This window comes from Polyangiaceae bacterium (genome assembly GCA_015075635.1).
Lineage (GTDB): Bacteria > Myxococcota_A > Polyangia > Polyangiales > Polyangiaceae > JADJKB01.
This window is the reverse complement of record JABTUA010000001.1, coordinates 1,370,500-1,391,657: the sequence shown is the minus strand read 5'-3', so window position 1 is coordinate 1,391,657 and position 21,158 is coordinate 1,370,500. Positions and strand designations below refer to the sequence as shown.

Here is a 21,158-nt window from a genome sequence, read left to right as displayed (position 1 = left end):
CGCTCAAGTTCGATGCGGCCAGCTCGAACAGCGTCGCAGCGCTGTTTCGCGCCGAGCTCTCGACGACACTGGGTGAGCCCACCTCGGTGGACGGCATGACGCTCACCATCGCGTCGCCGGACGGCAGTGCGCTGGACAAGACCGGCACGTTCACGCTGGGTTCAGGAATCGAGGCGAACTACTCGACCTGCGAGCACTGCGTGGTGGTCGTGCAGGATGCCACGGGGACGAACAAGAAGTTCTTCCCGGAGAGCGGGACGATCACGATTTCGTCCAGCACGCCTCCATCGTCGGCGGCCACTTCCGGCCTCACAGGCAGCCTCGACAAGGTCAAGCTGGTAGAGGTGACGATCGGTGGCGCGCCCAACTACGTTTCGACCCCCGTGGCGGGTGGCGCCTGCCTCTACTTCACCGCCGAGCCGCTCAACGCCGTGCCGTAGGCCTTCGCGGGTTCTGTCAAGGACAGCGGCTCGCTGACCTCGGCTCGTGCGTACCCGGTTGTGCTCGATCCTCTTTGCGCAGCATCATGTTTCGCATGAGCGACGCCTGGATGGCGAGACTGAAGGACCCGCAGCCCTGGTCGGCGCCGCGGCCGCTGCCGCAACCGGCCACCGCGGGTGACATCTGCGTGCGGCTGTACCAGCAGGGTGATGGCCCGGCCCTCTTCGCTGCGATAGACGACCGTCGCGAGGCGCTGCTCCCGTGGATGGCCTGGGCCTCGAGCGACCCGCGGCGGGTCGACGACAGCATCTTCTACGTCGAGCGCTGTCGCCGAGCGTACGAGAAGGCCGATTGCCTCGATTTCCCGATGGCTATCTTGGACGCGAGCTCCGGTGCGGTCCTAGGCGGCACTGGCCTCCACGAGATTGTCCCGGACCTTCGACAGGCGGAAATCGGCTACTGGGTCCGCGGCACGCACCAAGGCAAGGGCATCTGCACGCGGGCGATCGGCGCGCTGATCAGCGCGGGACTTCGGCCCACCGAAGAGGGCGGGTGGGGGCTGCGCCGCATCCTGATCTTCAACGACGTCGAAAACGTCGCCTCCCGGCGAGTGTGCGTGAAGCTCGGGCTGCGCCTCGAGATGCGGATGCAGAAGGATCGGTACCTCGATTCGTACCGGGACACCCTTGGGTTCGCGGTGCTGGCTGACGAGTGGGACTTCGAACACAATCGGACGAAGCCAGGGACCGCGGGACAGAACTGATGGCAGAATCAGGGTCGGGGACGTCGCCTGCACATCGCTCCTCCGGCGCCCCCGCGAGTTTCCGCACCAGAGCCCGGATTGGGAGGCCGGCATCACGATCACCTCAAGTACGAGCGAATCATCTGGAACGTCCAGAGCACGCTCCAGGACGACGGACAGTGCAGCCAGAAGGGCGATTTCGTGGCCATCGGCGCCAGCAGCGGCACGAAGCTCGGCGGAGGCCAGTGGGGATCCACTGGCTAGGCCCGTCGTCATCTGAAGCGGACGCACCAAGCCACGTTTCGTTACGTGATTTTCAAAAGCGTCGCGCGCCTCATCGCCGCCGCCCGTGCAAGTCTTGGGGCGGCGCCACCCAGAGGGCTCGGAGCCGAGGTGCTACACTGGCTGCGTGAAGACTCTGTGGGTCCTCCTACCGCTGGTCGGGGCCAGTGCCTGCGGCGGCTCGACCAGCGACACGGCCCAACAGAACCCCGACGCTTTGATCGAGGAGCTGTGCGCCAAGATCTCGAATGCCCAGTGCTCGCCCATGACCGCAGAGGAGTGCAACGCCCAGCTCCACGAGCAGCGCGCCAGCGAGGCGAAGACCGGCTGCACCGCAGCGTTCGACCAGGTCGTGACCTGCGGCATCGAGAAGTTCTCCGGCTGCGAGCACGACATCGACGACCTCTGCAAGCCGGAGCTCGACGCCCTCGATCAGTGCTCGTACCCGAGTAGCGGAGACGAGTGCAGCATGGGTCAGGGCGGCATGGGCCCGGGTGACCCGCCCTACAAGCAGAGCTGCAAGATCTCGTGCCCGACCTGGGGCGTCGATTGCGAAACCAAGGACTCGCCGACCGTGGTGTGCACCTGCACGGGCCCGAAAGCGGGCGTGACGTTTGCGCCCTCGAGCTGCCTCGAGCTGTCGACGAGCCTCGGCGCCGAGTACTGCGCGGGCTGATGCTGTACCCCGGCGTGGTGGCGCAAGCTCTCGCCGCCGCTGGCTCGACGCACGCGGTCGTGCGAGGCTCGCTCCGGGTCAAATGGTGTCGGCGCGCGGCCAAATCGTCGCACTCGGTGGCGGCGGGTTCTCCATGGAAGTGAACCCTGCTCTCGACGACTTCATCCTCGGGCTGGCGCGCTCGCCGTGTCCGCGCATCTGCTTCGTGCCAACGGCGAGTGGCGACAACGAGAACTACGTCGTGCGGTTCTACAAGCGCTTCTCGACGGCTCAGTGCCGGCCAACCCACCTGGAGCTATTTCGCCGGAGCGTCACGGATCTGGCGGCGTTCGCCAAGGAGCAGGACGTCATCTTCGTCGGGGGCGGCAACACGGCGAACATGCTCGCCGTCTGGCGCCTCCACGATTTCGATGGCGCGCTGCGCGGAGCGCTCGAATCAGGCAGCTTGCTCGCGGGCATCAGCGCCGGATCCATCTGCTGGTTCGAGCAGGGGATCACGGATTCGTTCGGCCCAGAACTGAACCCGCTCGCGGGGCTGGGCTTCCTGCCCGGTAGCAATTGCCCCCACTACGACGGAGAGCCGAAGCGACGCCCGGCGTACCACGCACAAGTTCTTGCCGGCATGAAGGCGGGGTACGCCGCCGACGACGGGGTCGCTCTCCATTTCGTGGATGGCTCACTGGCAGACGTCGTCTCGTCGCGACCGGGCGCGAGCGCGTACCGGGTGGAAGCCGTCGGCGGGCAGATCGTCGAAACGCCGATCGCCGCGCGTCGAATCGGTGAAGCCGAGCCATGACCTGGTACGCCACGTTCTTCGACGACCTGTACGGACAGGTGTTGGCCGACCAGTTCACGCCGGCGCTCACCGCCCAACACGCTCAGATCGTGAAGCGACTGCTCGGCCTACGACGGGGGCAGCACGTGCTAGACGTGCCGTGCGGCCAGGGGCGAATCGCGATTCCACTGGCGAAGCTGGGCATGGACGTCACCGGCGTGGATTTCTCTCAACCCTACCTCCGCCGGGCTCGCCGTGCCGCGCGGGACGCGGGCGTGAGCGTGCGTTGGACGCTTTCTAGTGGAAGGTTTCAACAAGACCTGGCTCCTGCGTCACCATCTCTCCCAGTGGGAGGAGACGCATGGCGGTGTCCACATCGCCAATGTCTGGCGCTGGGACGAGCGCACCAACCGGATGCGCGACCTCTGGACGATGACCAAGGGCCAACGCCGAGTGCGGCGCAGCGTCTCGGTCCGCCAGTACAGCGGCGCCGAGATCCGCAACCTGCTCCTCGCGGCGGGGTTCGAGCGCGTCGAGCTGTTCCGCAGGGCGCCCACCCCCGCTCAGTTCACGGCCAATTCCCGCAAATGGGTTGCAGTCGCCCACAAAGCCGAGGGCGCCATGCGCTGGCCCACCAAGGTTCGCGCGTAGTCGCCAAACTCCGCGCCGTTGAGTGCCAAGGCGTTGGGCCAGCCCTTCCGCGTCGTAGCGAAGGCCATGGGCCTCAAGAAGCGCATCACGCCCCGGGCCATGCGCCGCACGTTCCAAGATCTGGCACGGGCGGCGGAGGTCTCGGACGTGGGACGTGGTGCGCATCGGTGTGCGCATGGGAGGTGAAACGAAAAACGCCGGCTGAGCGCTGAAGCTCAACCGGCGGATTTCACACTCGATCTTTCGGAGCGGGAGAAGGGATTTGAACCCTCGACGTCCACCTTGGCAAAAGGGGAAAATCGCGTTTCTCGCTGTTACGCATCTTCGCAAGTCATCGTAATCGCACACACGCCGTTACCCGGACGATCCAGCCGTTACGGAAAAGTGGTGCTTCAGGTGGTGCTTGGAAATCTTGAGCACCACCTGCTCGAGTCCCGAGGTGATGCTCTGGTGGTGCTCGCCCCAGGCTGAGCACCACCTCGAGCTCCACGCGAGGATTTGCGGCGTCGTTGCGCGCGGACTTGAACCCGTTACCAGGCCCGAGCCCGCGCCTGCGCGAGCCCAGGGCGAAGCCTCGCCGACGCGCCTGGGAAGCCTCTGCGAGGCCTCGCAGGGGACACAAAGTGGCTGTTTTTGTGCTAGATCCCGTATTCCGCAGCTCGACGCGGAGCGACGCAGTCTTCGCGCTCGCAGGGCGCGCTGTACGCGCGCAGTGGGCGCGCCCAGCGCGCGCAGTAGCCGCGCCCAGCGCGCGTATTGCGCGCGGCAAGTCCGCGCGGGGCACGCGCGCAAACGGCGGTTTTCGCGGGCGTGCGCCCGTCGCCGCGCGACACCGTGTCGGACACCGCCCGTGCGGCCGTCGTAGCGGCGTCTGTGCGGCCGTTCGCGCGGCCGTCGTGCCGCCGCATTTCGGGCCGCTCCAGGGCCGAATAGGCGGCCGATAGAACGGCCGTTTCTCGGGCGCTGGATGACCTCCTTGCCGAGCCGGACGATCTGTGGCTGACTCCGCCGCCATGAATCTGCTCGTCGGTAACAGCTACGTCGTCGCCCAGCGCGACGCCCGCTGGCTTGCCCGCGGACGAGCACCGTTTGCTCCCTGGTGGGGCGGGTAGACTCGAAACGACAGCGTCGTTTCTTCGAGGCCCGCCCGAAAAGGAGCGGGCCTTTTCGTTTTTGTCATGTTGCTCACGATCACGACCACGCACCGGCCGGCGCCGGATCTCGGCTATCTCCTGGAGAAGCACCCGGGGAGGTGTCAGAGCTTCGAGCTGAGCTTCGGCAAGGCCCACGTGTTCTACCCGGTGGTCACCGAGGAGAAGTGCTCGGCTGCACTGCTCTTGGATCTGGACCCCATCGGCCTGGTCCGGGGCCGCCGGGGCGGCGACGCCCCTACCCTGGGCGCCTACGTCAACGACCGGCCTTACGTCGGCTCGTCGTTCTTCTCGGTGGCCATCGCCCAGGTGTTCGGCTCGGCGCTAGGGGGTCGCTCGCGGGAGCGGTCGGAGCTCGCGAAGAGCGCCATCCCCCTGGAGGTGAGCTTGAGCGCGCTGCGGTGCCGGGGCGGCGAGAGCCTCGTTCAGCGCTTGTTCGCGCCGCTCGGGTACGAGGTGACGACCCGGCCGCTGCCGCTCGATCCCGAGTTTCCGGAGTGGGGTCCTGGGGCGCACCTGGCTCTCGAGCTCGAGGGGCAAGTGCGGCTGTCCGACCTCCTGGCGCACCTCTATGTGCTCATGCCCGTTCTGGATAACGACAAGCACTACTTCGTGGGCGACGACGAGGTGGACAAGCTGCTCGCCAAGGGTGCGTCCTGGCTTCCGGCCCATCCCGAGCGCGAGCTGATCGTGTCCCGCTTCCTCAAGTACCGGCGGAGCCTCGCCCGCGATGCCCTCGAGCGTCTCGCTGCAGACGATGAGGTCGACCCCGACGCGAACGAAGAGGCCAAGCAGCGCGAGGAGGCCGCGGTCGAGGAGCGCGTCCGGTTGAGCGAGCAACGTCTCGGGGCGGTCATCGGAGCCCTGAAGGCGGCGAACGCGAAGAGCGTCGTCGACTTGGGCTGTGGCGAGGGTCATTTGCTCCGCGCGCTGATGCAGGACAAGGACTTCACGCGAATCGTCGGCATGGACGTCTCGCCGCACGCGCTCGAGCGCGCCCACGAGCGCCTCCGTTTGGACGAAATCCGGGAGCGTCAGCGGGGCCGGATCAGCCTGGTTCAGGGCTCGCTCGTGTACCGGGACGAGCGCCTGGCCGACTTCGACGCGGCGTGCCTCGTCGAGGTGATCGAACACCTGGACCTGGAGCGCGTCCCGGTGCTCGAGCGCGTGTTGTTCGAGCACGCGAAGCCGCGGACCGTCGTCGTGACCACGCCGAACGTGGAGTACAACGTGCGGTTCGAGGGTCTGCCAGCGGGTTCATTCCGACACCGCGACCACCGCTTCGAGTGGAGCCGAGAGCAGTTTCAGGGGTGGGCGAACCGAGTCGCTGAAGAACACGGGTACGCGGTCCGGTTCGTGCCCGTCGGGCCGGAAGACCAGGGCGTGGGAGCTCCCACTCAGATGGCGGTGTTCTCGCAATGAAGCTCGAAGTACCCCAGCTATCGCTCGTGGTCATGGTCGGAACGACCGGGAGCGGCAAGAGCACTTTTGCCCGCAAGCACTTCAAGCCCACCGAGGTCTTGTCGTCCGACTACTTCCGCGGGCTGGTGAGTGACGACGAGAACGACCAGACCGCGTCGGCCGCGGCCTTCGATGCCCTGCACTACGTCGCGGGAAAGCGTCTCGCCGCCGGAAGGCTCACGGTAATCGACGCCACGAACGTCCAACCCGACAGCCGCAAGCCGCTCGTCGCGCTCGCTCGCCAGTACCACTGCCTGCCTGTCGCGATCGTCCTGCAAGTGCCACCCAAGGTTGCGCACGCCAGGAACGCTACCCGCCCGGACCGCTCGTTCGGCGAGCACGTCGTCTCGAGGCAACACCGGGACCTTCTGCGTTCACTCAAGTCGCTACGCCGTGAGGGCTTCCGGCACGTGTTCGTGCTGGAGCCCGAGCAGATCGAGGCCGCGACGATCGTCCGGACCCCGCTCTGGAACGACCGGAAGCTGGAATCAGGACCGTTCGACATCATCGGTGACGTGCACGGCTGCTTCGACGAGCTCGCCGCGTTGCTCCAGCAGCTGGGATACGAGCTCTCCGGCCCGCCGGACTTTCCGCGCGCGGTCCCGCCCGCAGGTCGGCGCGCCATCTTCCTTGGTGATCTCGTCGACCGGGGGCCGAAGATCCCGGCCGTCCTCAAGCTCGTGATGTGGATGGTGGCGAACGGGCATGCGCTGTGCGTCCCGGGCAACCATGAGCGGAAGCTGGCCCGGAAGCTCAGCGGAAGGGACGTGCGTATCACGCACGGCCTCGAACAATCCCTGCGCCAGCTCGAGGCAGAAGACCCGGCGTTCTCGAGTCAGGTCCTCGAGTTCATCGAGTCCCTGGTCAGCCACTACGTGTTCGATGACGGCAATCTCGTCGTGGCGCACGCGGGCCTCAAGGAAGAGCTTCAGGGGCGAGGCTCCGGCAAGGTCCGCGACTTCTGTTTGTTCGGCGAGACCACGGGCGAGACCGACGAGCTGGGCCTCCCGGTTCGGTACGACTGGGCGTCGGAATACCGCGGCAAAGCGATGGTCATTTATGGCCACACGCCGGTTCCCAAGCCGGAGTGGGTCAATCGCACTCTCTGCATCGACACGGGTTGCGTGTTTGGCGGAAGCCTCACCGCGCTGAAGTACCCGGAGCGCGAGCTCGTCCAGGTGAGCGCGGCGCGTACCTATTACGAGCCGATCCGCCCCGTGGCACGCGCCGATGAACGCGGCGACCTCCTGGACGTGAAGGACGTGCTCGGCAAGCGCGTCCTCTCGACGCGGCTTCACTCGAACATCACGATTCGCGAGGGGAACGCCTGCGCCGCCCTCGACGTGATGAGCCGATTCGCGGTGGCCCCGAGCTGGCTCATCTACCTGCCGCCCACGATGTCGCCGACCGAGACGGCAGAGAGCGGACCGTTGCTCGAGCACCCGCGAGACGCCTTCGCGTACTACCAACGCCAGGGCGTTCCAGAAGTCGTGTGCGAGGAGAAGCACATGGGCTCGCGCGCCGTCGTCATCGTGTGCCGTGACCCAGGCGTGGCGCACCGGCGTTTCGGCGCACATGACGAACGCATCGGCGTCGTTCTGAGCCGGACTGGGCGTCCGTTCTTCTCGGATCGCTCCCTCGAAGAGTCCTTCCTCGCTCGGGTTCAGGCGGCCGTCACGTCCGCTGGATTCTGGGATCGCTTCCAGACGGACTGGCTCTGCCTCGACGCCGAGCTCATGCCGTGGTCGGTCAAGGCGAAGGAGCTGCTCCGCGAGCAGTACGCTGCGACGGGCTCGGCGGGCACCGCGTCGCTCGGCGCTGCATCCGCCGCGCTCGAGCGCACCCTCGACCGTGGGGAGACGCTGGCCGATGGCGCTCGAGCTACCATCAGCGAACTACTGGGCCGCTTCCGCGAACGCGAGAGCTCGGTGGCGCGCTACATCGACGCGTACCGGCGCTACTGCTGGCCCGTCTCGAGCTCGAGCGATCTCGTGCTCGCGCCGTTCCACCTTCTCGCAACGGAAGGCAAGGTCCACACCGACCAGACCCACGTTTGGCACATGGACACGCTCGCCGAGCTCTGCCGACAGGATCCGGAGCTCCTCCTTCAGACCCCCTACCGGCGAGTCGATCTCACCAGCGCCGAGAGCCAAGTTGCCGGTGTCGAATGGTGGGAGGCCATCACGAGCGCCGGCGGCGAGGGCATGGTGGTGAAGCCCCTCAGCTGGATCGTGAAAGGCAGACGTGGCCTTGCGCAGCCTGCCATCAAGTGTCGCGGTGCCGAGTACCTGCGCATCATCTACGGGCCGGAGTACTCGGCACCCGAACACCTCGAACGCCTTCGGGCACGCGGGCTCTCCGTCAAGCGCTCGCTCGCGATGCGCGAGTTCGCGCTCGGTCTCGAGGCGCTCCACCGCTTCGTCGAGGGAGAGCCCCTGTACCGCGTTCACGAGTGCGTGTTCGGCGTCCTCGGGCTGGAGAGCGAGCCGGTGGATCCGAGGCTGTGAGGCACGGCGGGGCACTCCGGACGCACACGGCACTGGCCAAGACGAAGCCCACGGCGCGAACTGGAGGAGGCGGTCAGAGCCAGCGGTAACTCTTGCCCGCATACGTGAAGCGGCCATCCCCCGCGGCCACGCTGTGCTTTCGAAGCTCGTCGCGAATTCGTTCGGCGACCGCGGGATAGAAGTACGGAACGTCGAAGGATCGCTGCCCGCGGCCACCGTTGTTGTACGTGCTCCTCATCTTTTGGCCTTCGGCTGCTGGCGCGATGCCAAGACGCTCGATCGCTTTCGAGATCACCGTGCTGTTCGACACGCCGACAAGCTCGACCAACTGCGTACGAGACAGGAGCGATGCATCATCCGGGCGTTGCGTGATGTCTTGCTGCCACTTCCCAGGGCCGGGAACCCGGCCGTCCTTCGTCGTCCACTTCTTGGTCGGCATGTTGTGTCACGCAGCAGGCGCCTGCAGCCTCTTCGTTGTGATCTGGTCGATGAGCTTCGCGGCGCGTTGCTCCATGGACTGGAAGGAGTCGGCGCCCGACCTCCGCTCCGTACGCTTGCCGACGAGGTCCTCGACGAGTTCGTCGATCGCGAGCAATTCGGAGTCGTAGAAGTCGCCGAGGAACGACTCGAACTGCTCCCAGAACGCAGCCTGGACTGAAAGTGCCGAGTCCCGATACGCCGAACGCACGCCGTCGCGCGCATTGCGGAGCTGAAGGCGATGCTGCTCCTGCTGGCGGTCCTCTGCGATCTGCGCGACCACAGCGAGGACTCCGCCGATCGCGGAGATGACACGGCCCGCGTTGCCGACCGCCCTCGCGACCTTCACCGCGCCCCAGGGTTGGAACTTCACCCCGAAGAACTTGCCGACGTTATATACGGCCTTGTGTGCGTCGCTCCCGCGAGCAGCGGTCGCGCCGAACGCCGAGGCTCCGTCTGCTGCCGGGCCAGTAGCCCATCGAGCGGCCCATTCACCGATCTCTTTCGCGACGTTGCCGACCTTCTTCGCCTTGACGGGCCAATCGGCGAGGACTTCCTCCTTGGAGCGGGCCTGCCATGCGGGAGGGGCGTAGTCGCCAAGTGCAGCGTCGCGGGGCGCACCACCTTCGACTTGACCGCTCAGTTCGCGGGCCAGCACGCCATCGCGAAGCGCCTCCAACTGCCGGCGAAGCTCACCCAACTCGGTCTCTATACATTGGCGCGCTTCGTCGGACAGCGCTGCGCTTCGAGCACTCGCGCGCCGCTGTGCGGCGGAGTGGAGCGCCTCGACGTCCTTCTCCGTTTTGCCGGGCTCAATCGCCTCCGCAACCTCGTCGCCATACTTCCCGATGTCCGCGACCGCTCGCGAGATGACTCCGCTCATCGCGGTGCGGAGCCGGCCCCTCGACGCCAGCAGGATGCTGCGCTTCCGGTGCAGGAGTTCGAGCGCGGCGCGCTCCTCCGGGAAGTCCGTCGAGAGAAGCGCTGACGCTTGCTCGGCGATGCCGCGCATCGTGATGAGCGGCGCCGACAACCGACCGGCGAGGCCACGCTCGGCGATGAAGGCGTTCAGCGCATCCGTAAGTGCCCCGATGTTGGCGATCTCGAGCAGGTCGGCGCGGTCCTCGTCATCGGCCCCCTGCGCCGCAAGCCACGACCGCGCGTCGACAAACACGCCTCGGAGATCGGCCAACGAGAGCGGCGCGGTCACCTTTTCGATGTCCGGGCGCTTCGTCTCGGGCGAGCCTGGGTCCTGGTCCATCTTGTTGACGACGAGCAACATTCGCCTCGCGTGCTGACGGTTGAAAGCAAGCTCGCGGAAGTGGCGCCCGATGGTGTCGTCGAATAGCTCGTTTGTCACCAAGAATACGAGGAGATCTGCGCGGTCGATGATAGCGTACGTCTTCTCATCGTGGTCCGGGTGCCCTGCGTGAATGCCGGGTGTATCGAGGAGGCGCACGCCGTTCCAGTCGTAGGCGGTGACGGCGTCGGTGCAGACATCGGAGTCGATCACAATGTCCTCCCGACCGGTAAGCACCCGCAGGATCGTCCCCTTTCCGGCGTTGTATTGGCCCACGAACGCGATCGTGAGGGAAGGCGCATCGCTCGACGCACCGACGATGCGTACTTCGTCCACCTCGCGCGAGAGTGCGTTGACCGTGGGGTCCTCCGAGCCCTCCGTCGCCGTGCGCAGATCCCGTTGAAGCTGCCGGGTGGCCGAGAGGATCTCGCCAAATTCGAAGGAGGTGTTGTCAGCCATGTGCGTGTGACTCCTCGTCGATCACCTTGATTCGGATACCCACGAGGCGGCTGGCAAGGGAGACGTTGCTCCCGCGCCGCCCGATGGCTCGTCCCACCTCCCGCTGGGGGACTCGAACAACCGCCGTCTGCCCTGAGATGGAGACCGTCGTCGGAGAGACCGAGGCCGGACGCAGCGACCACGCCACCTTCTGCACCATGGACCCATCGGGAATCCCATCGACCCACTCGCCGATAGCGAGCCCTACCTGCTTGCAGAAAGCAGAGGTGTCGGTGTCGCCGTGCCATAGGAACTTGGCGCGCACGCCGGGATCACGGACCACGCGGGCCACGTGCGTCTCTTCGACCGGAGCCCCAACGAAGTGTCCGGCGCGAACGAGGAGGCGTCGGTTGAGTCCTTCGACGATCGCGCCCACCTGGCGCGCGCCGTCGTCGAGGGAGCGAGAGACATCCCGCATACCCCGGTAGAGCTGCTTCGTGTCGTTGCGAATTGCCCGAACGAGCCGGCTTGTCACGCTGTCGTAGAACCACTTCTTCAGGCCGTTCGCGACCTCCAACTCCAACCGGTCGATGCTCTCTCGGAGCTGTGACGTGGCCTTGGCTTTTTGCCGCTGGAGCTTCTTCTCCCGATCGCCGAAGAGCCAGGACAAGCCAAGAGCGATCACACTGATCCCACCCGCGACCCACCCGACCGGGTTCCAGAAGTTTGCAGCGCCGAAGTAGCCGGCGACGGCCGCGACACCGGCCAGCGCGCCTCCTGCGGCGGAGAGCCAACGAAGGGAACGTTTCACATCCCACGGGTCGAACTGGGACCAGAGGCCGCTCGAGACCCTTGAAGCGCAGGAAGGTGTCCGCAACCACGTGCTCGCTGGCGTCGGGCGCATCCGCGCGTCGAACTGATACCTCGCCGATGCGATCGCGCGCGCAGAGGTCGGTCTTGAGCTGGCCGCCGAGCGACAGTACCGCGATGTCGTGGGGCTGGAGGCCCTCGGAGAGCGCCTTCTGGATTTCGCGAGCGGCGTATTCCTCGACGGCGGTCGCGCTGGGCAGCCTGACGATGCGGAGCTCGTCGATGGGGACGATGGGCGCGGGCGGCGGCGCGGACGACAGGCGGGCGGGCGGCGGAACCGAGCTGGGCTCCCTCGTGCGGTAGTGATCTGCGAACGCGGCGAGCGGCTCCGGGCAGCGGTAGCGCTCGCGCAGCTCGGCCAGTGCGCCGAAGCAGTCCTTCGGCACGTGGCGGTCGCGCCAGAAGCCCTGGCCTTCGTCCGCGAATCCCCAGAGTGATCGGCCGTCGGCGAGGCCTCGCACGAGCTCCCAGTCGTTCGGCGAGAGATCCTGTGCCTCGTCGATCACGACCGCGTCGAAGCGATTCCGCCCGAGCTCGAGCGCGTCGGCCGCTGCGTGCAGCGAGACGAGCTCCCAGGTCTCCGCGGACCACGCGCTGGGCGGGGCGCCGTCTTGCGGATCGATGCCGACCTCCGTGATCAGCTCGGCGGCGAGCTCCCGAACGGTGAAGGCCGTGTCGATGCCGCTCGCCCTGAGCGAGCTCGCGAGCGCGTTCGTCCAGCACAAGAGCGCCGGTCGCGCTCCCCGGGCGCGCAGCCGCCGCCACATCTCGCACGCGAGCAGCGTCTTGCCGGTGCCCGGACCGCCAGTGACGAGGCAGCGCTGGTTCTTCCGCAGCATGTCGAGCAGGTGCAGCTGCTGCTGGTCGAACGGGATGAGCTCCTGCTCGCGGAGGCGTGCACGGTCCCCGAGCACGAGGCGTGGGGTCCAAGTCTCCCCCCAGAGCTCGTGAAGGAGCTCCACCCAGCGCGAGTCTCGCGGCCTCTGTTGCGGTGGGAAGAGCCGCTCGCGCATCGCCTCGAGCGCTTCACGCAGGTAAGGCAGGTCTTGCTGCCCGAGCACGGCGCCGTCGAGGTCGCCTTGGCGGGGTGGATTGCTGAAGGGGCTGCTCGGGAACGCGGTGGCCACGGCGAACACCGGAGTGCCCCTCAGCCCGCGCTCTTCGAGCTTCGAGACGAGCAGCCGCGCGAACGAGTGCCCTTGCTCGCGCGGCGCACGCGCCATGAGCTTGCCGTTCTGTAGCCATTGCCCGTCTCGAACCTCGATGGCGCCGCCCTTCACCTCGATCACCAGGAGGCCACGGTCGGGGATCGCGACCACGAAGTCGCCCTCGCCTTCCCATCCCGTCTCCGAGCGCACCCGCAGCGAGTGCCAAGCGCTCCAGCCCTGCGGCAGTCCCGTCGCGAGCGCGCGGTGGAGGCTTTGCTCGGCGTGGCTGCTCGTCGGGCGCGGCGCGCCTTGGGGATGGAGACCGGTGGGGGGCACTGGTTGGATGATACACGGGCGCTTACAGCGAGCCTCCGCGCCAGGTGCCTCGCTCCATCGGAGGGGGACGCGAGACCCCGGGCGAGGTCGGGCACCAGCTCCTGAGGAACGCATCCGTGGTCGGACCCGTCGGGCACGGCGGCGGCGGGAACTCGTCGTCTGCCAGCGGCGCTTCGCGGAATCTCGCTGGGACCGAGGGTATCGGGAGCCTTGCGAGCCGCGCGTGCGTCACGGATTGTCGCAGGGGGCTCAGCGCGGCGAGACACACCGCGACGATGCAGGCGCATGCAACGGAGAAGCGGGACACGGAGAGTGGCGACATGCGGGTCAGACCCGCAGAAAAGTGTCTGGGTTAGGCCCACGCAGGGGCCTTCCCTGTCCCACCGATTCCGGAACCGTTCACGCGGCGAACTGTCGGCTGATCGCGTGTTCCGTCAGTGCGCGGTGCGCGCCGGCGACGTGTGACATTCTCTGTCTCGCGCTTGCTTGCTGCTCTCCGCGACGTGCGTAGGGTGGAGACATGTCGCTCTGGGCGCGCAGCATCTACACCGAGGTTCCGAGTCTTCACTTCCTCGGCTCCGACGAGCGGAAGATGGTCTTCCTGGACATCGAGACCACGTCGCTCTCGCCGCGCGCGGGCGGTGTGACGCTGGTCGGGCTGACGTACGCGGTGCCCGGCGGGCGCGTCGTCGAGCAGCACTTCGTGGACCACCCGCGAGACGAGGGCCGCGTCCTGCGCGAGGCCGCGCGGCGGGTTGCGCAGTTTTCGACGGTCGTGACCTATCACGGGCTGGGCTTCGACGTTCCGTTCCTGCAGGCCCGCGCTGAGCGCCACGGCTCGTACTGGCCCGAGCTCCAGCACTGGGATCTGCTCCCCGACGCCAGGCGTTGGCGGCGCACCCACCGCGCGCCCGAGAACTGCCGGCTGCAGACGGTACTCGAGCACTTCGCGCTGGGCCGCGAGGACGACACCACCGGCGCCGACATGGTCACCGCCTACCAGCGCTGGCTCAGCAAGCACTGCGTGGAATCCCGCCAGATCGTGCTGGAGCACAACGCGGACGACGTCAGGTTGCTGCCCGAACTCGCTCACCTGCTGAGCGAGCGCTCGCGACCGCGCGGGCAGGCGCCCGGTGGGCGGGTGCGTCGCGGAAGGTCTCAGGTCCAGCTCGTGTTGGGGAACTGAGCTGCGACGACTCTCGTCGCTCGGCGGGCCTAGGTTGGAGACTGGCGAGGAAGGAGCAGCGATGGTCGAAGTCCTGACGCATGAAGGGATCAGCGAACGCTTGGCCGAGGAGCTGCGGGCACGGGCGCTGGCTCGCTTCGGCGCGGCAAGCGAGCACGTGCCGGGGAAATTCGCGGTCGAGGCCGGCAGCGACGCACATCGCAGGGTGGTTTCCGCTGCGCTCGCCCTGCTCGAGGGGCTCCACCCCGCAGGCGCGCCGCGACTCGCCGACGGGCCAGCGGTACAGGACGCGCTCCGATACGTGCGCGCGTGGCTCGAAGACGGCACGGAGCTCCAGGGGCTCGAGCGCGCGCGCTTCGCGCTGATGAAGGAAGTGGACGCCCACGAGGCGACGGTCGACCAGTGTTGCGCCTGCTGCCAGCAGATCAAGGCCCGCGAGGCGCGCTCCCCATCCGTCCCGGCCTATCTGCGGGCCAGTCGCAGGCTCGCGCTCCGGCGGCTCGTCCTGCAGCGCGTCGAGGCCGCCCGCGCGCTCCTGAGCCTGACCCGCGCCCCGTGTCTGCTTCACGCCAACGCCCTCGTCAACCAGCTCGCCCATGCGGCGGCCGCAGCAGAGATGGCGCTGCTGCACCTCGAAGCGCCGACCATCGCCGGCGTCCTCGCCCACGGCGAGGTCATGGCCGCCTGCCGAGCGCGTCACGTGACTGAGCTCGCCGAAGCGGCCTGGCACACGCGACTCTCGGGCATCGACGCGGCGGAGGTCCACGTGGCGACCGCCGCAGTCAGCCACTTCACGAGCTCGGCCGCGGCCTTCATCGACTGGGTCGTGGGCGACGCCCCGACGACCCGCGCGCACGTCGCCATGGCCTGACCCACCAAGGCCGCCGGGCAGGTCCGTGTCGTACTTCCACCGCCAACCTCCGAACCGGCAGAAAGAGTCGCAAATGAACGCACCCCTCGAAACCCAGGCTCTCTTCGCGAAACTCTCGGTCGGCGAGGCCGCCGTTCTGCTCGGCGTCGAGCTCGTGCCCCTGCTGCTGAGCGACTCCGACGACCAAGCGGACGCCTTGCTGCTGGAGGAAGGCATCGCTTCCGGTCAGACGCAGGTCAACGAGGTCGGCGATGGCGGCGTCGTGGGCCAGGTGCGCGTGCTCCACCGCGGAGGGGTCCCGTTGCTGGTGCTCCAAGGTGAGCAGATCCTCGGCGCGAAGCAGAACCGCTCGTTCAACTCGAGCTTCCTGGTGGAACCCGGGGCGGAGGTGGTGCTGCCGGTGAGCTGCGTCGAGCAGGGGCGCTGGCGCCACACCACGCGGAGCTTCGTGGCGGGGTCGACCACGCTGGCGCCCGAGATCCGCGCGCGGAAGCTGAAGCGCGTGAACGACTCCATCCGCACCACCGGCACCTACGACTCCAACCAGCGCAGCGTCTGGTCCGACGTGCACGAGTACATGGAGGCCACCGGCACGCACTCCGCCACCAGCGCCTACGAGGACGCCCGTCGCCAGCGCGCGGAAGAGACCGAACGCGCGATGAGCACCCTGAGGCCGGTGCCGGGGCAGGTCGGGCTTGCGGTGGTCCGCGACGGCCGCGTGGTACTGATGGATCTCTTCGGCTCCAGTCGGCTGTTCGCCCGTGCGTTCCAGAAGTGCCTGCGCGGCGCGCTGGCCGATCTGCCGCTGGAGGCCGCGCAAAGCACCCAGAATAAGGCGTCAGCCGCAGAGGCAGTCCGGGCGGCGCTGAAGGAGCTCGGCTCAGCCGAGCCCACCCGCATGCGCTCTCCGACGAACAGCGAGACGCTCTCCGGAACCTCCGGCAGCGTCAGCTACGCGGCGGCTGTCTGGAAGGGTGCGGTGTATCACTGCGCGGCGGCGGGGTGACGGCACCGATGGGCGGCGGACCGGCACACCGCGACAGACCCGGCCGGCAGCGTTGCCCTGAAGGTCAGGACTCGCTCCGGATCGCCTGCACGGGAGCGACGTGGTACGCTCACGATCGACATGACTTGGCGTGATCGCATCGTAGCCGATCCCTCGATCTGTCACGGGCAGGCGACTATCCGCGGCACGCGAGTAATGGTCAGCGTCGTCCTCGACAATCTGGCAGACGGGCTATCCGCCGACGAAATCGTTCAAAGCTACCCGTCGCTAACCGTCGACGATGTCCGCGCAGCCATGTCATACGCGGCCGACTTGGCGCGGGAGCGCGTCTTGCCGTTCGGTGCAACGGGCTCGTGATCGCATTCAAGCTCGATGAGAACCTGCCGACCGAGGCTGTCGCGCTGCTCCGGCAGGACGGGCATGACGTGAGCAGCGTCATGCAACAAGGACTTGGGGGACACCCGGACCCGGATGTGTCCACGGTATGCCGAAGCGAGGGGCGCGTGCTCGTGACGCTCGACGTCGACTTTGCGAACGTGCAGAACTACCCGCCTTCCGAATACCCGGGAATCATCGTGCTCCGCCTCGCAAGGCAGGGAAAACTTCAGGTCCTTGCTGTGCTCGACGCGTTGCGCGGCCGGCTCGACCCCTCTGAGCTCAAGGGCAGACTCTGGATCGTCGAGGAGTCTCGTATCCGCATTCGTGAGTGACTGCGGAGCCCTTCACCTGCGACCGCCTGCGTCGCTGCCCGGTGCTACGCTTGCCTCATCCATCCAGACGGGCAGAGGGACCCGGCCCATCGAAGCCCGGCCAACCTACCTCACCAGGCAAGGTGGCAACGCCGGACGCGGCTCTGCCGCTCGCGATGAGGTGACCGATGCCCATTCACATCCCAACTGACGTTCCCAAGCTCGTAGCCCGCGAGAAGCGCGAGGCTCGGGTTCGGAAGGCCCAATCCGACGCGCTCGAGAGGACGAAGGCGCGAGCCAAAGCCCTCGAGAGGGCCGGCGCTGCCGAGCCCGCGCGACGCGCCATTGGATTCGCACGCGCCCTGGCCAAGAAGCTCGCCCTACCGCCGGGCGGGATTCGGATCTTCCTGGATCACCGCGGGCGCTGCATCACGCGCGCGTGGGTGATGCCAGATGGATCGTTGTACATCCAGCACGTCGTCCAGCCTTTCGCCGTGTTCAACGTCCACGTCCGCCGCAAGTCCGACCTCCTCGACAAGGCTCCTGCAGACTTCATCCACGCGCTGGCCGCAGCCATCGACAGCGGCGAGGTGTGGAAGCACGTGCGCGAGAACAGGTAGCGGGCGGTGCGACAGCTTGCGTCGCTCGGCAGCGCTAGGTTGGTTGGAGGTTAACCGCCGTGCAGCTTTCGAAGTCGAGATTCACCACCGGACTCCAGTGCCACCGTCGCCTGTGGTGGACCGTGCACGAGCGCGACGCGCCCGAGCTTCAGGTCGATGCCTTGCTTCAGGTCGTCTTCGACCACGGCTCGGAGGTGGGCGAGGTAGCGCGCGGCTACTTCCCGAGCGGCGTGCTCATCGACTTGCCTTACTACGAGGTGAAGCAACGGATCGCCGACACCCGCAAGGCCCTCGAGAGCGGAGCCAGGGTCATCTACGAAGCGTCGTTCAAGGCGGACGACGTCTTCGTCGCCGTGGACATCCTCCATCGGTCGAAGCGCGGCTGGACCGTCACTGAGGTCAAGAGCACCGCGAGCGTGAAGGCCGCCCACATCCCCGACGCGGCCATCCAGACCCACGTGGTTCGAAGGTCAGGGCTCGACGTCGTGCGCACCGAGGTCATGCACCTGACCACCCAGTGCCGCCACCCGCACCTGGAGAATCTGTTCACGCGCGCCGACGTGACCAAGCAGGTCGAGGTGGAGCTGCCTGCAATTCCCCGCGAGGTGCGCCGCCAGCTCCGAATGCTCGAGGGCCCGCTGCCTGACGTCGACATCGGCGATCACTGCAACGACCCGTACGACTGCCCGTTCGTGTCCCGGTGCTGGCCCGAGGCGCCGAAGGACCACGTGAGCACGCTCTACAAGATCGGCCGCAAGCGGGTCGAGCAGCTCGTCGAGGACGGCCACGAGTCCATCCACGACCTGCCCGACGACGTCGAGCTGGGCAACATCGCCGACCGGCAACGCCGTGCCGTGCAGAGCGGAGAGATGGTGGTCGAGCCCGGCCTCGGCGCCGCCCTGGCAGAGCTCGAGGGGCCGCTCGCCTATCTCGACTTCGAGACCGTTGGCCTGCCCATCCCGATCTGGCCGGGGTGCAGCCCATACCAATCGGTCCCGGTGCAGCTCTCGTGTCACAGCGAGAACGCCCGCGGCCGCCTCGACCATTACGAGTGGCTCGCGGATGGGCCCGACGACCCGCGCGAGCCCCTCGCACAAGCGCTCATCCGCGCCGTCCGAGGCGCCAGGACGATCGTGGCCTACAACGCCGGCTTCGAGATCGAGCGCATTCGAGAGCTCGCCGATGCCGTTCCCCACCTCGCGTCGCCTCTGTCAGACATCGCAGGGCGTGTCCGAGATCTCCTCCCCATCGTCCGCAACCATGTCTACCACCCCGACTTCGGCGGCAGCTTCGGCTTGAAGCGCGTGCTTCCGGCTCTCGTGCCGGGCCTGAGCCACGCCCAGCTCGCGATCCAGGACGGCGGCGTCGCGACGGCGGAGCTCGAGCGCCTGATGTTCGGTGGCGCGGAGATGTCCCTGGCTGAGCGGTCGAAGCTGAGGTCGGCGCTAGTCGCGTACTGCGAGCTGGACACGTGGGGGTTGGTGAAGATCGTGGAGAGGCTGAGGGAGCTCGGCCAACGCATGACCACCAGTCGACGCACGGCCAAAGCACGGTGAGGAGGAGGCGCGATGCAGCTGGACAAGCATGGCCGCGGGTTGCGAGACGGCGGAGGCGGGGCGCAGCTCCCAGCGCCCGATGCGCTCGACCTCACGCGTGGCGGGCACATCCGGTGCCCGAAGTGTAAGTGGGCCCCTCGCTCCTACGACCTCTGGTCTTGTCTCTGCGGCTGCAGTTGGAACACCTTCACGACGAACGGCGTGTGTCCCGCTTGCAGCATGGCCTGGACCGAGACGCAGTGCATCCGATGTGGCGAATGGTCGCCGCACGCCGATTGGTACGAGAGCCCGGGCGAGGTCCCACCGTCAGGGCGCGGCGCGGAGCGATGAACCACACAGAACCTCGCGTCCAGTGCCACAGGACGCTGCCCGTAGACGCCACCGACCGCACGCGGTGAACTCGGCCCGACATGGAACCACTGGACGTCATCTTCGGTCACCTAGACGCCTGGCGCCATCTTCCCGCGTACCAGCTGGAGCGCCGCGTCGATGTCTTCTTCTCGGTCTACTTGCGCGGCGTGGTGGAGGAGCTCACCGGCGTCCCGCTCGAGGACGAGCTCGTTCCAGAGTTGCCGATCAAGCGCGACCTGGTCTGGCCCGACCGACCTACCGAACAGTCCGTCAAGGTCGACTACGCCCTCTTTGCGAAGGACCGCAGCCAGGTCTTCTTCGTCGAGTTGAAGACCGACGACGCCTCTCGCCGCGATTCGCAGGACGAGTACCTCGAAGCCGCCAAGCGATTGGGCTTTCGACCCATCGTCGAGGGCATCCACTCGATCATCAAGGCGACGGCGGCGCGCCAGAAGTACCACCACCTCAGCGCCGCGCTCGCGCGACTCGGGTACCTCGAGCTGCCGCCGGACCTGGAGAGGTACCTGTACCCCGCGCCGCGCTCGGGGCTCTCAGCGAAGCTCGCCCAGATCGTCGTCGCACCAATCGACACGCCGATCGAGGTCATCTACGTCCAGCCCACGGCGACCGGGAGCGATCGCTGCATCAACTTCGATCGATTCGCCGGCTACGTCGCCCGGTTCGACGATCCATTCTCGCAGCGGTTCAGCGCTTACCTCGTGCGGTGGAAGGAGAGCGCTGGAGCGCGGTTGCCAGGTGTGGAGAACGATGGCGCTGTCTGAAACAGAAGTACTGCACGCGCGCCAAAATGCCCAGACGACTTCGCCGCTGGGCGGGACACGCTTGCGCGTGGGTAGCCGCGCTAGCGAAACGCCCTCTCCGGCATCGCCAGATCCACTGACCCCGTCCCAAGAATCCCCCCTTCTGCCTCGGGCCGATGCAGCGGTTCGCCGAACAGCGGCAAGCCTTCAGCAATGCAGCGAAATAGCGCTGCGGCGGTCATGAGCGCATCGAAGTCGTCTTCGCCCTGAGCGGCCGCGTCGGTGTCTCGGATCTGGACTCCGGTCGTGGCGACCCATTGGGCCGCGAGCAGGTCGCGGATCGCGCGGAGCCGAACCGGAGCTTTGGTCTTGCTGACGGCGAGTCGAGGTCTGGCGTGCTCCTACTCGGGCCACCCGGAACCGGAAAGAGCTTGCTGGCGCGCTCGATCGCCAGGTGCGTCCGCGGCGGCCACTACTTCGAGCACCTGCTCACCGAGCACACCCACCCCGACGAGCTCTACGGCCCGCTGAGCATTCCCGCGCTGGAGCGCGAAGAGTACCGGCGCATCACCGAAGGCTACCTTCCCTCCGCTCACGTCGCCTTTCTGGACGAACTCTTCGAGGCTAGCCGGCTGTTGTTCGCGGGACTTCCTGCCGGTGTTGACCGCGTGCATCTTCCACCACGGCAAGCGCGTTACAACCCATCCCGTTGCTTGGCCTCATTGCGGCGTCTACGCCCTCTGCTCCGACGGCGCGTACAGCGCATTGCTCGACCGCTTTCTCGTGACGCTCGTGGTCGAGCCCATCCGCGATGAGGCTTGATTCCTCGAGATCAGCGCGAGCCAATTCAGCCCGACGAGCGC

21 protein-coding genes and 1 riboswitch are annotated in these 21,158 nt (G+C 67.3%); of the genes, 17 read left to right on the top strand and 4 right to left on the bottom strand.

Annotated elements, in window-relative coordinates; all coding sequences use genetic code 11:
* The first annotated feature begins 95 nt into the window (after positions 1-95).
* From HS104_06380 to HS104_06345, 8 genes are all read left to right on the top strand, one after another.
* Complete coding sequence (locus HS104_06380; protein MBE7479599.1) at positions 96-440, top strand: hypothetical protein; 345 nt, start codon at positions 96-98, stop codon at positions 438-440.
* Positions 441-535: 95 nt separating this feature from the next.
* Positions 536-1,204 (top strand): GNAT family N-acetyltransferase, encoded by a 669-nt coding sequence (locus HS104_06375; protein ID MBE7479598.1) that lies wholly within the window; start codon positions 536-538, stop codon positions 1,202-1,204.
* 78 nt (positions 1,205-1,282) lie between these two features.
* Positions 1,283-1,447, top strand: a complete 165-nt coding sequence (locus HS104_06370) for a hypothetical protein (GenBank protein MBE7479597.1) — start codon at positions 1,283-1,285, stop codon at positions 1,445-1,447.
* 145 nt (positions 1,448-1,592) lie between these two features.
* Positions 1,593-2,141 carry a hypothetical protein gene (locus tag HS104_06365; protein MBE7479596.1) on the top strand — a complete coding sequence of 183 codons (549 nt, stop codon included), beginning with the start codon at positions 1,593-1,595 and terminating at the stop codon, positions 2,139-2,141.
* A gap of 82 nt (positions 2,142-2,223) precedes the next feature.
* Positions 2,224-2,937, top strand: a complete 714-nt coding sequence (locus tag HS104_06360) for a peptidase E (GenBank protein MBE7479595.1) — start codon at positions 2,224-2,226, stop codon at positions 2,935-2,937.
* A complete protein-coding gene (locus tag HS104_06355; GenBank protein ID MBE7479594.1) occupies positions 2,934-3,779 on the top strand; it encodes a methyltransferase domain-containing protein in 846 nt (281 codons plus the stop codon). The genes HS104_06360 and HS104_06355 overlap by 4 nt, the downstream gene beginning before the upstream one ends.
* A 966-nt stretch (positions 3,780-4,745) precedes the next feature.
* Complete coding sequence (locus tag HS104_06350) at positions 4,746-6,140, top strand: 3' terminal RNA ribose 2'-O-methyltransferase Hen1 (GenBank protein ID MBE7479593.1); 1,395 nt, start codon at positions 4,746-4,748, stop codon at positions 6,138-6,140.
* Entirely contained in the window at positions 6,137-8,686 is a 2,550-nt protein-coding gene (locus HS104_06345) for a polynucleotide kinase-phosphatase (protein ID MBE7479592.1), read from the top strand. The genes HS104_06350 and HS104_06345 overlap by 4 nt, the downstream gene beginning before the upstream one ends.
* Positions 8,687-8,759: 73 nt before the next feature.
* On the opposite strand, the gene HS104_06340 is transcribed toward HS104_06345, so the two are convergent.
* The 4 genes from HS104_06340 to HS104_06325 are packed head-to-tail and all read right to left on the bottom strand — an operon-like array spanning position 8,760 to position 13,255.
* Entirely contained in the window at positions 8,760-9,125 is a 366-nt protein-coding gene (locus tag HS104_06340) for a hypothetical protein (protein ID MBE7479591.1), read from the bottom strand.
* A gap of 6 nt (positions 9,126-9,131) precedes the next feature.
* Complete coding sequence (locus tag HS104_06335; protein ID MBE7479590.1) at positions 9,132-10,922, bottom strand: 50S ribosome-binding GTPase; 1,791 nt, start codon at positions 10,920-10,922, stop codon at positions 9,132-9,134.
* Entirely contained in the window at positions 10,915-11,253 is a 339-nt protein-coding gene (locus HS104_06330; protein ID MBE7479589.1) for a hypothetical protein, read from the bottom strand. The genes HS104_06335 and HS104_06330 overlap by 8 nt, the downstream gene beginning before the upstream one ends.
* Entirely contained in the window at positions 11,234-13,255 is a 2,022-nt protein-coding gene (locus HS104_06325; GenBank protein MBE7479588.1) for an NERD domain-containing protein, read from the bottom strand. Before HS104_06325 ends, HS104_06330 begins: the two co-directional genes overlap by 20 nt.
* Before the next feature lie 520 nt (positions 13,256-13,775).
* On the opposite strand from HS104_06325, the gene HS104_06320 reads away from it, so the two are divergent.
* The 9 genes from HS104_06320 to HS104_06280 all read left to right on the top strand — a co-directional run bounded on the left by HS104_06320 (position 13,776) and on the right by HS104_06280 (position 21,110).
* Positions 13,776-14,441 carry a ribonuclease H-like domain-containing protein gene (locus HS104_06320; GenBank protein ID MBE7479587.1) on the top strand — a complete coding sequence of 222 codons (666 nt, stop codon included), beginning with the start codon at positions 13,776-13,778 and terminating at the stop codon, positions 14,439-14,441.
* Positions 14,442-14,502: 61 nt separating this feature from the next.
* The gene (locus tag HS104_06315) at positions 14,503-15,312 is read left to right on the top strand and encodes a hypothetical protein (GenBank protein MBE7479586.1); all 810 of its coding nucleotides are present in this window, start codon (positions 14,503-14,505) and stop codon (positions 15,310-15,312) included.
* 73 nt (positions 15,313-15,385) lie between these two features.
* A complete protein-coding gene (locus HS104_06310) occupies positions 15,386-16,318 on the top strand; it encodes a hypothetical protein (protein MBE7479585.1) in 933 nt (310 codons plus the stop codon).
* Between the two features lie 120 nt (positions 16,319-16,438).
* Positions 16,439-16,675 carry a DUF433 domain-containing protein gene (locus tag HS104_06305; GenBank protein MBE7479584.1) on the top strand — a complete coding sequence of 79 codons (237 nt, stop codon included), beginning with the start codon at positions 16,439-16,441 and terminating at the stop codon, positions 16,673-16,675.
* On the top strand, positions 16,675-17,028 hold the full coding sequence (locus tag HS104_06300) for a DUF5615 family PIN-like protein (protein MBE7479583.1): 354 nt from the start codon (positions 16,675-16,677) through the stop codon (positions 17,026-17,028). Before HS104_06305 ends, HS104_06300 begins: the two co-directional genes overlap by 1 nt.
* A gap of 52 nt (positions 17,029-17,080) precedes the next feature.
* Positions 17,081-17,190: riboswitch (SAM riboswitch) on the top strand.
* A gap of 5 nt (positions 17,191-17,195) precedes the next feature.
* Positions 17,196-17,627 carry a hypothetical protein gene (locus HS104_06295; GenBank protein MBE7479582.1) on the top strand — a complete coding sequence of 144 codons (432 nt, stop codon included), beginning with the start codon at positions 17,196-17,198 and terminating at the stop codon, positions 17,625-17,627.
* Positions 17,628-17,686: 59 nt separating this feature from the next.
* Positions 17,687-19,183, top strand: coding sequence for a DUF2779 domain-containing protein (locus HS104_06290; protein MBE7479581.1), 1,497 nt, complete (start codon positions 17,687-17,689; stop codon positions 19,181-19,183).
* A 410-nt stretch (positions 19,184-19,593) separates the two neighbouring features.
* Positions 19,594-20,316, top strand: a complete 723-nt coding sequence (locus tag HS104_06285) for a hypothetical protein (GenBank protein MBE7479580.1) — start codon at positions 19,594-19,596, stop codon at positions 20,314-20,316.
* Between the two features lie 410 nt (positions 20,317-20,726).
* On the top strand, positions 20,727-21,110 hold the full coding sequence (locus tag HS104_06280; GenBank protein ID MBE7479579.1) for a hypothetical protein: 384 nt from the start codon (positions 20,727-20,729) through the stop codon (positions 21,108-21,110).
* The last annotated feature ends 48 nt before the right edge of the window (positions 21,111-21,158 follow it).

Excerpts from the sequence above, each read along its gene's own strand:
- HS104_06380 (MBE7479599.1), top strand. The coding sequence starts at position 96 with ATGACGCTCACCATCGCGTCGCCGGACGGCAGTGCGCTGGACAAGACC.
- HS104_06375 (MBE7479598.1), top strand. The coding sequence starts at position 536 with ATGAGCGACGCCTGGATGGCGAGACTGAAGGACCCGCAGCCCTGGTCG.
- HS104_06360 (MBE7479595.1), top strand. The coding sequence starts at position 2,224 with ATGGTGTCGGCGCGCGGCCAAATCGTCGCACTCGGTGGCGGCGGGTTC.
- HS104_06355 (MBE7479594.1), top strand. The coding sequence starts at position 2,934 with ATGACCTGGTACGCCACGTTCTTCGACGACCTGTACGGACAGGTGTTG.
- HS104_06350 (MBE7479593.1), top strand. The coding sequence starts at position 4,746 with ATGTTGCTCACGATCACGACCACGCACCGGCCGGCGCCGGATCTCGGC.
- HS104_06345 (MBE7479592.1), top strand. The coding sequence starts at position 6,137 with ATGAAGCTCGAAGTACCCCAGCTATCGCTCGTGGTCATGGTCGGAACG.
- HS104_06340 (MBE7479591.1), bottom strand. The coding sequence starts at position 9,125 with ATGCCGACCAAGAAGTGGACGACGAAGGACGGCCGGGTTCCCGGCCCT.
- HS104_06335 (MBE7479590.1), bottom strand. The coding sequence starts at position 10,922 with ATGGCTGACAACACCTCCTTCGAATTTGGCGAGATCCTCTCGGCCACC.
- HS104_06320 (MBE7479587.1), top strand. The coding sequence starts at position 13,776 with ATGTCGCTCTGGGCGCGCAGCATCTACACCGAGGTTCCGAGTCTTCAC.
- HS104_06315 (MBE7479586.1), top strand. The coding sequence starts at position 14,503 with ATGGTCGAAGTCCTGACGCATGAAGGGATCAGCGAACGCTTGGCCGAG.
- HS104_06310 (MBE7479585.1), top strand. The coding sequence starts at position 15,386 with ATGAACGCACCCCTCGAAACCCAGGCTCTCTTCGCGAAACTCTCGGTC.
- HS104_06305 (MBE7479584.1), top strand. The coding sequence starts at position 16,439 with ATGACTTGGCGTGATCGCATCGTAGCCGATCCCTCGATCTGTCACGGG.
- HS104_06295 (MBE7479582.1), top strand. The coding sequence starts at position 17,196 with ATGCCCATTCACATCCCAACTGACGTTCCCAAGCTCGTAGCCCGCGAG.
- HS104_06285 (MBE7479580.1), top strand. The coding sequence starts at position 19,594 with ATGGAACCACTGGACGTCATCTTCGGTCACCTAGACGCCTGGCGCCAT.